Origin of the sequence: Kribbella sp. VKM Ac-2568 (assembly GCF_004345365.1) — a bacterium.
GTDB classification, from domain to species: domain Bacteria; phylum Actinomycetota; class Actinomycetes; order Propionibacteriales; family Kribbellaceae; genus Kribbella; species Kribbella orskensis.
Map to the genome: position 1 here is coordinate 237,296 of NZ_SLVF01000007.1, position 14,151 is coordinate 251,446.

14 protein-coding genes and 1 pseudogene are annotated in these 14,151 nt (G+C 68.6%); 9 read left to right on the plus strand and 6 right to left on the minus strand.

The features are described from left to right. Positions 1-28: 28 nt before the first annotated feature. From EV648_RS21925 to EV648_RS21940, 3 genes are all read left to right on the plus strand, one after another. Positions 29-487 carry a DUF3574 domain-containing protein gene (locus EV648_RS21925; RefSeq protein ID WP_132294775.1) on the plus strand — a complete coding sequence of 153 codons (459 nt, stop codon included), beginning with the start codon at positions 29-31 and terminating at the stop codon, positions 485-487. Continuing rightward, entirely contained in the window at positions 487-1,614 is a 1,128-nt protein-coding gene (locus EV648_RS21930) for a peptidoglycan recognition family protein (RefSeq protein ID WP_132294778.1), read from the plus strand. Before EV648_RS21925 ends, EV648_RS21930 begins: the two co-directional genes overlap by 1 nt. Before the next feature lie 220 nt (positions 1,615-1,834). Then, positions 1,835-2,842, plus strand: a complete 1,008-nt coding sequence (locus EV648_RS21940; protein WP_132294781.1) for a 2-dehydropantoate 2-reductase — start codon at positions 1,835-1,837, stop codon at positions 2,840-2,842. Positions 2,843-2,852: 10 nt separating this feature from the next. Here the strand turns inward: EV648_RS21940 and EV648_RS21945 are convergent, their stop codons facing one another. The 3 genes from EV648_RS21945 to idi form a co-directional block, all read right to left on the minus strand. Beyond that, entirely contained in the window at positions 2,853-3,854 is a 1,002-nt protein-coding gene (locus EV648_RS21945; RefSeq protein ID WP_241995464.1) for a GNAT family N-acetyltransferase, read from the minus strand. Between the two features lie 12 nt (positions 3,855-3,866). Further along, on the minus strand, positions 3,867-4,442 hold the full coding sequence (locus tag EV648_RS21950) for an RNA polymerase sigma factor (RefSeq protein ID WP_132294784.1): 576 nt from the start codon (positions 4,440-4,442) through the stop codon (positions 3,867-3,869). 67 nt (positions 4,443-4,509) lie between these two features. Then, positions 4,510-5,154, minus strand: a complete 645-nt coding sequence (idi, locus tag EV648_RS21955; RefSeq protein WP_241995465.1) for an isopentenyl-diphosphate Delta-isomerase — start codon at positions 5,152-5,154, stop codon at positions 4,510-4,512. Between the two features lie 92 nt (positions 5,155-5,246). Here idi and EV648_RS21960 point away from each other — a divergent pair, with 92 nt between their 5' ends. Continuing rightward, on the plus strand, positions 5,247-6,365 hold the full coding sequence (locus tag EV648_RS21960) for a phosphotransferase (protein WP_132294790.1): 1,119 nt from the start codon (positions 5,247-5,249) through the stop codon (positions 6,363-6,365). Positions 6,366-6,531: 166 nt separating this feature from the next. Then, positions 6,532-7,731, plus strand: coding sequence for a tyrosine--tRNA ligase (gene tyrS, locus EV648_RS21965; RefSeq protein WP_132294793.1), 1,200 nt, complete (start codon positions 6,532-6,534; stop codon positions 7,729-7,731). 316 nt (positions 7,732-8,047) lie between these two features. Here tyrS and EV648_RS21970 read toward each other — a convergent pair whose 3' ends face one another. The 3 genes from EV648_RS21970 to EV648_RS21980 all read right to left on the minus strand — a co-directional run bounded on the left by EV648_RS21970 (position 8,048) and on the right by EV648_RS21980 (position 11,331). After that, positions 8,048-9,487 carry an HNH endonuclease signature motif containing protein gene (locus EV648_RS21970; RefSeq protein WP_241995466.1) on the minus strand — a complete coding sequence of 480 codons (1,440 nt, stop codon included), beginning with the start codon at positions 9,485-9,487 and terminating at the stop codon, positions 8,048-8,050. A 137-nt stretch (positions 9,488-9,624) separates the two neighbouring features. Beyond that, a complete protein-coding gene (locus EV648_RS21975) occupies positions 9,625-10,386 on the minus strand; it encodes a hypothetical protein (protein ID WP_132294796.1) in 762 nt (253 codons plus the stop codon). Between the two features lie 90 nt (positions 10,387-10,476). After that, the gene (locus EV648_RS21980) at positions 10,477-11,331 is read right to left on the minus strand and encodes a class I SAM-dependent methyltransferase (protein ID WP_132294799.1); all 855 of its coding nucleotides are present in this window, start codon (positions 11,329-11,331) and stop codon (positions 10,477-10,479) included. Positions 11,332-11,413: 82 nt separating this feature from the next. On the opposite strand from EV648_RS21980, the gene EV648_RS21985 reads away from it, so the two are divergent. The 4 genes and pseudogenes from EV648_RS21985 (at position 11,414) to EV648_RS22000 (ending at position 14,138) form a co-directional block, all read left to right on the plus strand. Beyond that, positions 11,414-12,118 carry a 3-keto-5-aminohexanoate cleavage protein gene (locus EV648_RS21985; protein ID WP_158294046.1) on the plus strand — a complete coding sequence of 235 codons (705 nt, stop codon included), beginning with the start codon at positions 11,414-11,416 and terminating at the stop codon, positions 12,116-12,118. Then, a complete protein-coding gene (locus tag EV648_RS21990) occupies positions 12,115-12,942 on the plus strand; it encodes an NAD(P)H-binding protein (protein ID WP_132294805.1) in 828 nt (275 codons plus the stop codon). Before EV648_RS21985 ends, EV648_RS21990 begins: the two co-directional genes overlap by 4 nt. Before the next feature lie 42 nt (positions 12,943-12,984). Then, a pseudogene (locus tag EV648_RS21995) lies at positions 12,985-13,697 on the plus strand (SDR family NAD(P)-dependent oxidoreductase). A 39-nt stretch (positions 13,698-13,736) separates the two neighbouring features. Further along, positions 13,737-14,138 (plus strand): VOC family protein, encoded by a 402-nt coding sequence (locus EV648_RS22000; protein WP_132294808.1) that lies wholly within the window; start codon positions 13,737-13,739, stop codon positions 14,136-14,138. The last annotated feature ends 13 nt before the right edge of the window (positions 14,139-14,151 follow it).

The window sequence follows — 14,151 nt, forward strand, 5'->3', positions numbered from 1 at the left end:
AAGCAACGATCGCAAAGGATGCCGACAGATGCCCAAGATCCTTCCCCGGCTGCTCGCCGGTGGAGCACTCATCGCCACTCTCGGTCTGACCACAGCCAACGCGTCAGCGCCCGCGAGCCCGCAGCTCACCTCGGGCAACGAGACAGCCGCACTGGACCGGTCGCCCGGCACCACCTTCCTGCGGACCGAGCTGTACTTCGGTTCGCAGAAGCCCAAGGGTCAGGTGACACCGGCGCAGTTCGACTGGTTCGTCGACAGGGTGGTCACGCCGCGTTTCCCGGACGGGCTGACCCAGCTCACCGGCAAGGGCCAGTTCCTCGGCACGACCGGGCCGATCGAGGAGAAGTCGTTCGTGCTGATTCTGCTCTATCCGGTCAGCGACAGCGCGGCCAACCTGGAGATCGAGGAGATCCGCAAGTCCTACCGGCACCTGTTCCAGCAGGAATCGGTGTTGCGAGCGGACAGCCGCGACCTGGTCTCGTTCTGATGGCCGCGCCGAACCACCCCACCCTCCTCAGCGCCGTCGTGCCCGCGGGTGGTGGGGCTCCCGGTGTGCCGGAGACGCTGATGGCTTTCGCCAGGTCCGAGCGGCTGGTGAACACGCCGGACTTCGCGATCGGGCACCTGGGGATCAGCTGGATGGGTGACCGCCTGGGCGGCTCCCTGCGGTTCCGGCATGCCCGGACCGGGTGGAGTTCCTGGCAGCCGCTGAGGCCGGGCGACCCGTCGAGCAGCGGCCGCAGTACTGCGCTCATCCCCGCGGGTGGCGCCCTGGCCTATCAGGTGATGCCGCCCGCAGGGGCGGAGGATCTGCAGACCGTCGCGATCAACACCACGGACGGCCCACTGGTCGCGCAGGCGGCCGCGAGCCGGGAGGTGCAGGGGTTCCGCTTCGTCAGCAGGGCCGGCTGGGGCGCCGACGAGAGCCTGCGGTTCGCACCGGACGGCAGCGAGATCTTCCCGCAGGCCTACTTCCCGGTGCAGACGCTGACCGTCCACCACACTGTGACGGCCAACTCCGACCCGGACCCGGCCGCGACCGTCCGCGCGATCTACTTCTTCCACACGGTCAGCGAGGACTTCAGCGACATCGGCTACCACCTGCTGATCGACCAGAACGGCACCGTCTACGAAGGCCGGTACTCCGGACCCGACGCGACCCCGGTCTTCCACGGCCGGTCCGGCGACTCCCCGCGGATGTGCAACGCGGCTCATGTCGGCGGGTTCAACGCGGGCAATGTCGGCGTCTCCCTGCTCGGCGACTTCACCATCACCCAGCCCACCCCGGCGACCCGAGCAAGCCTGGTCAGAGTCCTCGCCGCACTCGCCGGCTCCACCGAGATCGACCCGCTCGGTCAGGTGGACTACGCAAACCCGATCAGCGGCGCCACCCGGACCGTTCCTGCCATCTCAGGCCACCGCAACTGGTCCGCCACAGCCTGCCCGGGCGACGCGTTCTACCCCCACCTCCCCGCCATACGCGAAGACGTCGCGAGGCTGCTCGCAGCCGGCGAAACAACAGAAGAGTCAACGGACGCGCTCCGACAGCGAGTCCCCGTCGATGGTCTAGGCGGAAGTGGTCAACCGAGTACTACGCGACGGCGGAGCGGCTGAGGGCGGCGGCTCTGACGTCGCGGCGGGAGGAGGCTTCCAGACGGGTCAGGATCGCGGAGACGTGGTTGTCGACCGTCGGGACGGATGCGCTCTGATGGACCCTCCAGCAACTGACCGGCGAGACCGCGCCGCTGCCCGACCGCGACCTTTCCGCTTGGATGGGGACTGACCGCACCCGCCGGACCCGCAAGGACCGGGTGGTGCCGACGAGGAGGACGTTGTGAGGATCGTGGTGTACGGCGCCGGCGGGATCGGGTGCTACGTCGGCGGTCGGCTGGCTGCGGCCGATGCCGACGTGACGTTCATCGGGCGGCAACGGCTGGCCGACGAGCTTGCCGAGCACGGGCTGCACCTCACCGACTACCTCGGCGCGGACCTCCGAGTGCCGGCAGAGCAGATCCACTTCGAGACAACGCAGGACGCTGCCGCCGAGGCCGACCTGGTGCTGGTGACCGTGAAGAGCGCCGCAACAGCGACGGCCGCAGACGAACTCGCCGCGGTACTCAAGCCCGGCGCTGTCGTGGGGAGCTTCCAGAACGGCATCCGCAACGGCGAGATCCTGCGCGAGCGGCTCCCCGACCGGGTCGTCCTGACCGGCATGGTCCCGTTCAACGTCCTCAACCGCGGCGGCGGCGCCTTCCACCAAGGCACCGAAGGCGGCCTCGACATCGCGAAGCACCCGGCGCTCGACCCGTACGTCGAGACGTTCGCGCGCGCCGGGCTGCCGCTGACCCAGCACGACGACATCCTCCCGGTGCAGTGGGCGAAGCTGTTGCTGAACCTGAACAACCCGGTGAACGCCCTCTCGGACCTGCCGTTGCGCGACGAGCTCGCCCAGCGCGCGTACCGGCGCTGCCTCGCCGCCGCGCAGGCCGAAACCCTCGAGCTGCTGACCGCGGCCGGCATCACGCCCGCGCGGCTGATGGCCGTGCCGCCGCACTGGCTACCCATGCTGTTGCGGTTGCCGGACTTCCTCTTCCGGCGACTCGCGAGCAAGATGCTGGCGATCGATCCGCTCGCCCGTACGTCGATGTGGGAGGACCTGGAGGCGGGCCGTCGTACCGAGATCGACTATCTCAACGGCGAGGTGGTCCGGCTGGCCGAGTCGCTCGGGAGGACGGCGCCGGTGAACGCCAAGCTGATCGAGTTGATCCGTGCGGTCGAGTCCGGTCGCACAAGGGGCATGACCGGACCCGACCTGCTCAGGGAACTCACCTCGACCCACTGACCAAGCGGACTCAGAGGCCCATCGGCAAGGCGAGCGGCAGGGCTGCGCGGACGTCGATGCTGACGGCACCGTAGGCGAAGCCGAGGTGTTCGTTCAGGCGGCGCATCGAGTCGTTGCCGCGCTGGGTCCAGGTGTAGACATCGGTGATGCCGTGCTCAGCAGCCCAGGCCATGCTCATCCGCTTGAGCGTCGACGCGACCGCCTTGCCGCGCCACTCCCGCCGTACCGCGGTGTAAGCGACCTCCGCGTGCTCCGGCCGGTCCTCGTCGAGCATCAGTCCGGCCACACCGATCACCTGGTCGCCGTCGACCGCGACGAACATCGCCGCCGGGTCGTTGATCCACTCCTTCTCCCAGTGCACCGCGGACACGTTGAGCAGGCTCGGCACGTCCATGTCGGGGAAGGTCGGCAGCGCGACCTGGTGGTACGCGAGCGGCCAGAGTTCCGGCCGCTCGGCGACGGTGAACACCTCGAAGGCGGTCGGCGGATCCGGCCACGGCTCGACCCCGATGCTGCGGACCTGCTCGACCTGGCGGCTGGTCTCGACGAAGCCGAAGCGCTCGGCGAAGGCCAGTGAGCCGTCGTCCTCCACGCCGGAACCAGCCCGGTCATAGCCCTGCCCGACGGCGTGCTCGGCGAGGGCCAGCAGCAACTTCGTCCCGACACCCCTTCGTCGTGCACCCGGGATCACCCGCGGTGCCAGCCCGGCGCGGCCAGCCTCGTCGGACCTGTCCGAGAGTCCGCTGCCGACTACCTCGTCACCGAGTTCCGCCAACAGCAGCAGCCGTCCCGGCCGGTCCATCTCGCGCATCTCGAGCACGGTCGGGCACCGCTCGTTCGGCAGTACTGCGAGACGCACGCCGCGCCACGCCTCGTAGTCGGCATCAGTGATCGCCTCGCGGATCCGGATCATCGTGGTCACCTCCTCAGCTTGCCCCAGCCACCCGGAATCGGCGCGGTAATTTGCCGGCCCCATCGCTGCCTCCAGCCTCGCCGCTGCACTCTGCCCCATCACGCCGCCTCCTCAGGACGCCACGGCCTGGGCGGTTTCGCGCAGGTGTGGGAGCAGGGTGGCGAGCCGGCGCTGGGCCCGCGAAGTACGGCTCTTCACCGTGCCGAGGGCGATATCGAGCTTGCCGGCGATCTCGCTCTGGGAGAGGCCTTGGAAGTAGGCAAGCTCGAGCACCTGGCGCTCGTCGCGGGACAACTGGTCGAGCGCCTCGCGGACCTGCCAAGACCGCCAGATCCGGTCCATCGAAGGGCCGTCGTCGGACGGTTCGCGAACCACCTGGAGCGAGACGTGGCCCGCACTGCGGCGCTCGCGCCGGTAGACGTCGACGGCCGCGCGCCGGGTGATCGCGTACAGCCAGGGCTTCAGCTCACGGCTCGGGTCGAACCCGTCGGCGGCCCGCCACGCCTGGACGAACGCCCGCTGGACCGCGTCGGCGGCCTGCTCGCGATCGCCCAGCAGGCTGATCGCGGTGACGAACATCGGCCCCGCGTACCGCCGGTACATCTCGTGCAGCGCGTCGTCCTCGCCTCGCTGGAACCGCGCCCCCAGTGACTCCTCGTCCCGTGGCTGTGTCTCCCCCCGTGTCATTCCGAACCCCTCCTCTGGTGTCCTCTCCAGAGTTGAGGCGACGGGATGGACAGGGCATCGGTAAGCCCTACCTATCAACCTGCCCAGCGCTGCCCAATTGGGCCGCGGGCGGCAGCAGCCGCGGATCCGCCACCGGCCAATCACCCGGCGAGTCCCCCAGCCGCCGCAGCTCGGCCACCTGCAGCAGACACCACGGCGAAAGCCCTGCCGGTACGCCGGATCCGGGCGCCGCGGCGAACCGAGGCGATCCATCGGCATCAAGCTGTACGTCGAGAGCGGCCCAGGTGGTCCATTGGAAGGCGGCGACCTCGTCGGGGTCGGGGGTCGGTTCCCCATTGCAGGTGACCCGGTACACCGGGCACAGCTCGTTCTCGACCACCCCGTCGGGCATCTCCGCGCGGTATCGGAACGCGGGCAGCACCAGGTCCACCTGGATCGCGATCAGCCCGAGCTCGTCGGACAGCCTCCGGCGTACGGCGTCCTCCAGCGGTTCGCCCGGGAGCGGGTGCCCACAGCAACTGTTCGTCCAGACGCCCGGCCAGGTCCGTTTGCCGAAGGCACGCTGGGTCAGCAGCAGGCGGCCGGCCTCGTCGAACACGTAGCTGGAGAAGGCCAGGTGCAGCGGGGTCGCGGCATGGTGGACCGTCGCCTTGTCCTGGCTACCGATCGCCCGGCCGGTCTCGTCGACCAGCACCACCTTCTCCGTCGTCACTGCCCGAGGGTATCCGCTCCGAGATAGGCAATCACTACCGATGCCGACTCCCCCCACGGTCATTTAGAAAGGACTGAGAAGGAGGAGAGACCATGGATCGCGGTATCAAGAACCAGCTCGCTGAACGGCTGACGAAACTGCTCGGCCTCGATCACGGAGGCGTATCGAGCGGCGCGGGACCCGGCTGGGCGCTGGAGGAGGTCGGCTACGCGGCGAACTCGCCGACGACGGCCGGGCTGTACCGGATCCGGTTCACGAGCGGGTGGAACTCGTTGTTCGTGAAGGTCCTGAGCACCTACGAGCGCTGGCCGATGGTTCACCTCCTCGCAGAGGACTTCCGCGCGGTGGCACTCGGCACGGACCTGTGGCGCTACGAGGCGGACGTGTACCTGGACGGCTTGAGCGGCTCACTCCCAGTGGGCCTTCGGCTACCGCAGGTGTACTGCGTGGAAGAGCTCGACCGCGATCATCTGGTCATGGTGGTGGAGGACGTCGAGACCGCGCCGGCTCCGTGGGACCGCGAGCGCTACGGCCATGCCGCCGAACTCCTGGGCAGGCTGAATGCCCGCCTGACCAGGAACGATGCGTTGCCGGCGTCTGCGGTACGCACGCCCGGCTGGTTGACCCGGAGCATGTTCAGCGGCTTCGTCGAGAGGTTCGCCCTGCCGCCGCTGCTCGATCCCGCCACCTGGACCCATCCTCTGCTGGCCGAGTCCGACCTCCGGCAGGACCTGGCCGACCTCGCCGACCGGGTCCCTGCTCTGCTCGACGACCTGGCGAGGCGGCCGCAGTTGATGAGCCACGGCGACGCGTGTCCACAGAACCTGCTGGTCCCGGCCGATCAGCCGGACGGTTTCGTCGCGATCGACTGGACCGCGAGCGGACTGGTCGCCGCCGGGGACGACCTCGGCCAGTTGCTGATCGGCCGCGCACACTCCGGCGAGCTCGGCGTCGCGGAGCTCGCGGAACTACGCGAACTGGTGATCGGCCGCTATCACGCCGGCCTGGTCTGCGAAGGACGCGCGGACATCGACGAGGACGACGTACGGGCTGGGCTGGACGGTTCACTGATCGCGCGGAACGCGTTCCTGTCCGTGCCGTTGGACAAGTTGCCCGAGCCGCTGACGGACGAACTCGCGGCGATGGTTGCGCAGCGGCTGCAGCTAACTCGGTATCTGGTCGGGCTCGGAGCTGCTAGCCTGACCGCGTGATCAAGCGACCCGCGCAGTATCGACCGGCTCTGGGACGAGCCGGCCTGCTGTAGTTCGCTTCCACCCCAGAGCCTCCGAGGCAGGAACCCGTCGTGGTTCCTGCCTCTTTCCGTTGCCGGAGGCATCGAGCTGGGTGCCTCTCCCCTGATACCCCGAGAGGTCAGCGATGACTGAAGTGAGCGCCGTGCTCGAGCGGCTGCGGCGGACGACCGACACCATCGTCGGCGAGACCGACCTGGCCGAACGGCTGGCCTCGGGCCGCCCGCTGCGGATCAAGTACGGCGTCGACTGCACCGCGCCCGACCTCCACCTCGGCCATGCGGTGAACCTGTGGATGATGCGGCACCTGCAGGACCTCGGCCACCAGGTGGTGTTCCTGCTCGGCGACCTGACCACCCGGATCGGCGATCCCACCGGCCGCTCCGAGACCCGCCCGGTGCTGACGCCCGAGGAGATCGAGACGAACGCCGCGTCCTTCCTCGTCCAGGTCTCCCTCGTACTGCGGACCGAGCCGGAGGTGTTCGAGGTACGGCGAAATTCCGAGTGGTACGACGCGATGGACGTGGCGACGTTGCTCGGGTTGTTCAGCCAGGTGACGCATGCCCAGCTGATGGCGCGGGACATGTTCCGGGAGCGGGTCGCCGCGGGCCGGGAGATCGCGCTGCACGAGCTGACCTACCCGGTGCTGCAGGCATACGACAGCTTCGCGACGAACAGCGACCTCACGATCGTCGGGTCCGACCAACTCTTCAACGAGCAGCTGGGCAGGCACTTCCAGCAACGGCTCGGGGCGGCTCCGCAGGTCGTCATCACCAGCACGATCACGCCGGGCATCGACGGCGGCGCCAAGCAGTCGAAGTCGCTGTACAACTACATCGGGCTGACCGACAGTCCTAGGGACAAGTTCGGCAAGGTGATGAGCCTGCCCGACTCGCTCGTCCAGACCTACGCCCACGTCTACACGGAACTCCCGATAGACGTCGTCGCCGGCCTGGGCGAGGCAGCGACGCAGGGCGGTCCACCCGCCCGTGACGCCAAGCTCCGTCTCGCCTCGGCCATCGTCACCCGCTACCACGGCGCCAACACCGCCAAGGCCGAACGGGAAACATTCATCCAGCTCTTCAGCGAAGGGAGCCGGCCGACGGACCTGCCCGAGGTGATCGTCTCGAGCGCAACGGTGCTCGAGTTGTTGCTGGCAGCACGTCCAAGCGACAGCCGATCCGAGCTGAGACGGTTGATCGGTCAAGGTGCGGTATCCCTCGACGGCCGCAAGATCAGCGACCCGGACGAGCCGATCACCTTGACCGGACCGACGACCCTCCGCTCGGGCCGTCGTATCTGGCACCGTCTCGTTCCCCCGGCCTGATACCTGTCGGAGTCTGCCTAGCTTCCGTGGCTGAGCGGGAAACCCGGTTGGCGGCGGTCGGGGCGGACGCGACACTGACGAGGTGGAGACGGACGGGCATGGAGGGCGGGCGGGCACGGAGACGGACGGGCACGGAGACGGACGGGCACGGAGACGGACGGGCACGGAGACGGACGGGCACGGAGACGGACGGGCACGGAGACGGACGGGCATGGAGACGGACGGGCATGGCGAAGGGCGGGCTCCCGCGAGACGGGGTCCGGCGTGGTCTTCGGAAATCCCGGCGCAGGCGTGTGAGCCTGCGTCTCGGCTCCTGTTACGGGCCTTGGGCCGAGGTCGCGTTGTCAGCTGCCCGCGGTGAGCCGGGGGCCAGGTTATTGGTTGGGTGACGCAGGATTCGTGTGGTGGCTTCGGGGTTGGGGTCATCGCCCCACGCGTTGAGCGCGGTGGACTCCGCAGAGGTGGGCCAGGTGTTGTCACCGGTCCACGGCCAAGGGGTAGACGGCCGCTGTGGGTCGGTCGCGGATGATGGGCGGTTCGGTCTGAGGTTCAGCCGGCTGCCGGGAGATGGTTCGGCCCAGGTGGGCCGGGACACGTGGACGACGCCGTGGGCGATGCCGATGGTCCAGTGGCCGGCGTGGACATCTGCGTGGTTGGCGCCGCACAGCAACACCAGGTTGTCGAGGCTGGTGTTGCCGCCCTCGTACCAGGGCACGAGGTGGTGAGCGTGGCAGTTCGGGGGCGGTGCCTTGCAAATGACGCAACCGCCGTCGCGCTTGATCAGGGCAGTGCGGATCGCGGAGGTGACGAACCGTTCCTCTCGGCCCACGTCCAGCGGTTGGGAGTTGGAACCGAGCACGATCGGGATCACCCCGGCATCACAGGCCAGTCGGCGGACGGCCGCGGCGGACAGGCCGTCGCCGAAGACGACGTCACTGGTCGCACCGGCGGTGGCATCACACAGGTCGGCGTAGTCGATGGTCACCACCAGCCGCGGGCGGCCAGGAATGCCGTTGCTGCCGGCGGCCAGTTCGAGCACCACCACCAAGGCGTCGGCCTGCCGCTTGTCACGGGACCGCGGATCCGGTTGACCGTCGACTGTCTTGTGTGGTTTCGCGCCGGCGTGGATCAGGGTTCTGAGGAGTTCGGCGTTCTCGTTGGCCAGGAAGCCGCCGAACTCGACCCCCTGGTCGGCGTTCTTCAACCACAGCTTCTCCCGCCGGGCCGCCTTCTCCTCGGCCGGCTCCAGACCATCGGCGTCGAGGGTGTCGCGGACCTTCTTCCCCAGACTCCGCAGGTCCGACGGCGACAGGTGCCGGGCGGCCTGGATCATCTGTTCCTCGGCGACGACCAGGTCATCGACGGGCACAGTGTCGGGGACTTGCGCCAAGGCGCTCACGATCGCCTCGGCCTGCGCAGGGTGCAGCAACACCGCCGGCTCCTCGACGAGCGCGTCAGCGAGCGGATCGGCTTGCGGATCAGGCAGGGCAGCCGCGATGGCTGGGTATTTCGACAGCTTGGTGGCCAGCTTCAGCTCGCGCCGGACCTCCTTGGCATCGCGGCGATGCCGGAACGACAGCAACCGCACCGTGTCACGGGCCCCGATCTCCTTTGCGTATCCGGACTTCTCGAGCTCCGCCATCAGCTGCAGGCTATAGGTCTGCAATGACGCGATCGTGGATTGCACGGCGTCGAGAGTGGCCAGCTGCTGGCTGCCACTCATCGACCACGCCGGCCGCATCTCCACGAGTTCCATACCGATGACACTACAACCCAGCGCCGACACTTTCCGACTCGAAAGCCCTTATTTTCAAGGAACTCCGTGATCGGCCGGATCTGGTCACCTTGTCCACAACGGCGACAGAGCTGTGGACGAAGAACGCTGTTGCCTCGCTAGCGAAGTAGCTTTAGCGGCCCCCTCGGCCACCACTGGGAATCGGCAGACCGTTGGGCAACTGGCCGCCGCCCACGTGACCACCCGTTCCGTCCGAAGAACCTTGGGCTTTGACCACAGGTGAAGTCTCGCCGCCCGGACAGACTTCGGCGGGCGTCACCCCTGAGGTGACGCCCGCCGTACTGCGGGGTGGTGGGTTCAGCGCATCCGGTCGGCTGCCCAGGCGAGGATCTCGACCTTGGCGCGGCCAGCAGACCGTTGTGGTCGACCCCCGGGCACACCTTGAACGGCAGGTCGTTGCCGACGGCACGCAACTGGTCGGCGGTGACCGTCATGGCCGGGCCGAACACCACGGTGTCCGCGGTTCCCTGGGCCAGGAAGATCGGCTCCGCGTGACGCCGTACGGGGATCTCGCCGTCCTTCTCCAGCAACTGCAGCATCTGCTCGGCGTCGACGGAGTACAGGTCCTGGCTCTTCTTTCCGGCCGCCTGCTCCGCGATGGAGCTGTAGCAGTCTGTCGCCAGCGTCTTCTGGAAGAGCTCCATCCCGTACGCCGTGAGGTAGCGGCTCGGGTCGAACTCCGGGTGGACGCCTTGAGTTCGCCCATGATCAGCACGATGAACGGGTTCGCCGGAGTGTCCGGCGTGAACGGGCGGACCGCGTTGAAGGTCATCTGCCACTGGGAGATCGGTTTTGGTCGAGATCGTGCCGCGGAAGTCCAGTTCCGGCGCGTACTTGCGCTGGAGGTCTCCGGTGAACAACACCCCTTCTGATGTCAGAACTCATGCATCTTTTGTAGGTTTCCGCGGGCCTGCGCGGCATCGGTAACCGCCACCTATCTCGGCACCGGACTACCTAGGTAGGTGAGAGGTGATCAGCCAGGCGGCGGAGTCGTAGGCGATTCCGTCCGTTGTCTGGTGCTTCGCGAGATCGTTGCGCAGGGCACCCAGTGTCTGGTGACGAGCGTCGTCGTCCAGATCGGCCAGCAGCCAGCCGAGCACGCCCAGGACGAAACGCTCGGCGGTGCGGACGTCGGGGCCGAAGTACATCGGCTCGGCGTGGGCCTCGAAGGTCGGGGCAGCGAGTCCGGCGTCGATCAGGATGCGGCTCACCTCGTCCGGGTCGGACTGCGAGAACGGCCCGGGTGCGTCCGGCGGCGGGACAGGCAGTTGCCGGCCGGCGGCGAGTGTGGTGGTGAACGAGCTGAACCACTCGTTCCGCGGGGGCGGCTGCCAGGTGAGCAGGACGAGCCGTCCGCCCGGCTTGGTCGCCCGCGCTAGATTGCTGAAGGCAGCGGCGGGATCGGCGAAGAACATGCTGCCGGTGCGACTCAGCACGACGTCGAACTCGTCGTCCGCGAACGGATGAATCTGCGCGTCGACGTGTGCGAAGTGTGCGTTGGGCAGGCCGATCGCGGCGGCCGTTCGTTCGGCGATCGCCAGCATCGGCGACGAAAGATCCACCCCGAGCGCAGTACCGGTACCGGCGAGCCAGGCCGCGGCTCTCGTCGTACTGCCCGTTCCGCAGCCGAGGTCGAGCACCTGGTCGCCGTCCCGGATCCCCGCCGCGCGAAGCAGCGCGTCGTCGTACCGGTGCAGCGCGTGCTCGAACAACTCAGCCTCCTCGGCCCAGAAGACACCTTCGGCGATGTCCCAGGCTCGGAGCTGATCCGCGTTCCCAGGATCGATCCACGTCACGTCACTCATGATGTTCCCCTCTCGTCTCCACCCACTACGCCAGCCCACCCTCAACCGGTTCACCCCCAGCATCTGGCAGGCTGGCGACACGATGACCCTGAAGGCATGCCTCAACGGCGACCGCTCCCGCGCCGACCACCCCGCAGTACCGGTGACGCCGGCCGAACTGGCGGAGGGGGCTCACAGCGCCGCCTCGGCCGGCGCGGAGGCCGTGCACTTTCATCCGCGCGGTCAGGATGAGAGAGAAAGCCTGGCGTGGAGGGACATCCAGCCAGCGGTCGCCGCAGTCCGTGAGCGTTGTCCCGGGCTGCCCCTCGGAGTGGCAACCCGGGAGGAGATCGTGCCGGATCTCCCGACCCGGCTCAGCTTGCTCAGCGAGTGGGAGACCGGTCCGGACTTCGCCAGTGTGAACTGGCATGAAGAAGGCGCTGAGCAGGTCGCGGAGTTGCTGCTGAAGCGCGGCATCGGGATCGAGGCCGGTCTCTTCACGCCGGCCGCGGCGCGGAAGTTCCTGACCTGGCAAGGCCCGATCGTCCGCGTACTGGTCGAGGCGCTGCCCGGGATCTCGCCTGGTGACGACGGGATCTCGGCGGCACGGGCCATTCTCGGCGAACTGCCGGACACCTTCGACTTGGTGGTTCACGGGGAGAACGAGTGGGCGTGGCCGGTGCTGGAGTGGGCGAGAGGCGAGCGGTACGGACTGCGCGCCGGGTTCGAGGACATGCTGGCCGGGCCGGGCGGGAAACAGGTTCGGAGTATCGGTGAGCTGGTGGACTTCATGAGGGGGAAGCGATGACCGTGCTGGTGACTGGGACGACGGGCAATGCGGGTGGAGCGGTGGTTCGGGCTCTTGCGGATAAGGGGGTTGCTGCCAAGGCGCTGGTACGGCGTGAGGTCGAGCTGCCTGCCGGGGTGGAGCCGGTACTGGGTGATCTCAACCGGCCGGACACCTTCGTCGATGCGCTGCAGGGTGTGTCCGGGATCTTCCTGATGAGCGGGTACGAGAGCACCGACGAGTTGCTGGCCAACGCCGTTGCCGCCGGGGTGGAGCGGATCGTGCTGCTGTCGAGCAGCGCGGTGACCGGGACCGACACTGCCAACGCGATCGCCGAGTACCACTTGGCTGCCGAGACCGCCGTACAAGACTCAGGGATGGAGTGGACCTTCCTGCGGCCGAACACCTTCATGTCGAACACGCTGCGCTGGCTCGACCAGGTCCGGGCGGGTGATGTGGTCCGCGTCCAGTTCCCCGACGTGCCGATCTCCACGATCCACCCGGCCGACATCGCCGACGTCGCCGTCGCCGCCCTGACGGAAGACGGCCACGCGGGTACGGCGTACCGGTTGACCGGGCCGGTCGCATTGAGGCCGGCCGAGCAGGTGGAGATCCTCGGCCAGGCACTCGGGCGGTCGCTCACCGCCCACGAGCTGAGCCGGTCCGAGTCCCACGACGAGTTGGCCGCCGCGATGCCTCCGCAGTACGCGAGCGCGATCGAGAGCTTCTTCGGCGACGGCATCGTCGATGAGACCAGCGTGACGCCGACCGTCGAGACTGTCACAGGTCATCCGGCGCGCACACTGCAGGACTGGACCAGGGAGAACGCCGGCCTGTTCAGCTGACCCTCAGGCGGCCAGGGTGCGGAGGTGGGCCGGACCGCACTCGTGACCGGCGGCAACAGCGGGATCGGCCGGGAGGTCGCCAACCAGCTCGCCGAGCGCGGCGCACACTTGGTGATCAGCGGGCGTGACGCCGACCGTGGGCCGCCGCGGTGGCAGCGATCCGCGCGGCAGGCGGCACGGCCGACTTCGTCCGTGCCGACTTGGACGACGTGACCAGCGTGCGGGCCCTCGCCAAGGAGGCACTCGCGCTCGGAGGCCACGTCGACGTACTGATCAACAACGCGGGCGTGTTCCCGTTCGCGCCGACCGCTGAGGTACAGGCCGAGGACTTCGACTCGGTGTTCGCCGTCAACGTCCGGGCGCCGTTCTACCTGGTCGCCGAGCTCGCGCCGCTGATGGCCGAGCGCGGCCACGGCTCGATCATCAACCTGACCACGATGGTGGCGAACTACGGCCAGGCCGGGATGGCGCTCTACGGCTCGTCGAAGGCGGCGCTGCAACTCCTGACCAAGTCCTGGGCAGCCGAGTTCGGCCCGTTCGGCGTCCGCGTGAACGCCGTCAGCCCCGGGCCGACCCACACCGAGGGGACCGCGGAGATGGGAGACGCTCTCGGCGACCTCGCCGCCACCGGCCCGCTCAACCGCGTCGGCACCGCCGCCGAGGTGGCAACCGGCATCGTCTTCCTCGCCTCCGACGCCGCCGCGATGATCCACGGCACCACTCTCCCGATCGACGGCGGCCGCCTCGCCGTCTGATGCCAGACTGGGTGTCCTCCGTGAGGGAAGGACCACCCGATGGGCATTCAGCCTCAGCTGTCCGTACGTCGCGGCCGGGCGGCGGTGGAGTTCTACCGACAGGCTTTCGGCGCGATCGAGATCTACCGCGTCGGCGGCACGGACGAGAACCCGGAGGTGGTCTCGCAGCTGAGGATCGGCGAGGACCTGTTCTGGGTCTCCGACGAATCACCGGAGCACGAGAACTTCAGCCCGGAGTCCGTCGGCGGCGGCACGGTCAGGATGCTGCTGGTGGTGACTGACCCCGATACCTCGGTCGCGCAGGCCGTCGCGGCCGGTGCGACCGAGGTGGCGCAGGTGACAGACGAACACGGCTGGCGCCTGGGCCGGGTCCGCGATCCCTTCGGCCACCACTGGGAGATCGGCAAACCCCTCGTCGAGTGGCCGCCACACCTCCACTAGAGACCGACCGCTC

Excerpts from the sequence above, each read along its gene's own strand:
- tyrS (WP_132294793.1), top strand. The coding sequence starts at position 6,532 with ATGACTGAAGTGAGCGCCGTGCTCGAGCGGCTGCGGCGGACGACCGAC.
- EV648_RS21930 (WP_132294778.1), top strand. The coding sequence starts at position 487 with ATGGCCGCGCCGAACCACCCCACCCTCCTCAGCGCCGTCGTGCCCGCG.
- EV648_RS21985 (WP_158294046.1), top strand. The coding sequence starts at position 11,414 with ATGACCCTGAAGGCATGCCTCAACGGCGACCGCTCCCGCGCCGACCAC.
- EV648_RS22000 (WP_132294808.1), top strand. The coding sequence starts at position 13,737 with ATGGGCATTCAGCCTCAGCTGTCCGTACGTCGCGGCCGGGCGGCGGTG.
- EV648_RS21960 (WP_132294790.1), top strand. The coding sequence starts at position 5,247 with ATGGATCGCGGTATCAAGAACCAGCTCGCTGAACGGCTGACGAAACTG.
- EV648_RS21945 (WP_241995464.1), bottom strand. The coding sequence starts at position 3,854 with ATGGGGCAGAGTGCAGCGGCGAGGCTGGAGGCAGCGATGGGGCCGGCA.
- EV648_RS21950 (WP_132294784.1), bottom strand. The coding sequence starts at position 4,442 with ATGACACGGGGGGAGACACAGCCACGGGACGAGGAGTCACTGGGGGCG.
- EV648_RS21980 (WP_132294799.1), bottom strand. The coding sequence starts at position 11,331 with ATGAGTGACGTGACGTGGATCGATCCTGGGAACGCGGATCAGCTCCGA.
- EV648_RS21990 (WP_132294805.1), top strand. The coding sequence starts at position 12,115 with ATGACCGTGCTGGTGACTGGGACGACGGGCAATGCGGGTGGAGCGGTG.
- EV648_RS21925 (WP_132294775.1), top strand. The coding sequence starts at position 29 with ATGCCCAAGATCCTTCCCCGGCTGCTCGCCGGTGGAGCACTCATCGCC.
- EV648_RS21970 (WP_241995466.1), bottom strand. The coding sequence starts at position 9,487 with ATGGAACTCGTGGAGATGCGGCCGGCGTGGTCGATGAGTGGCAGCCAG.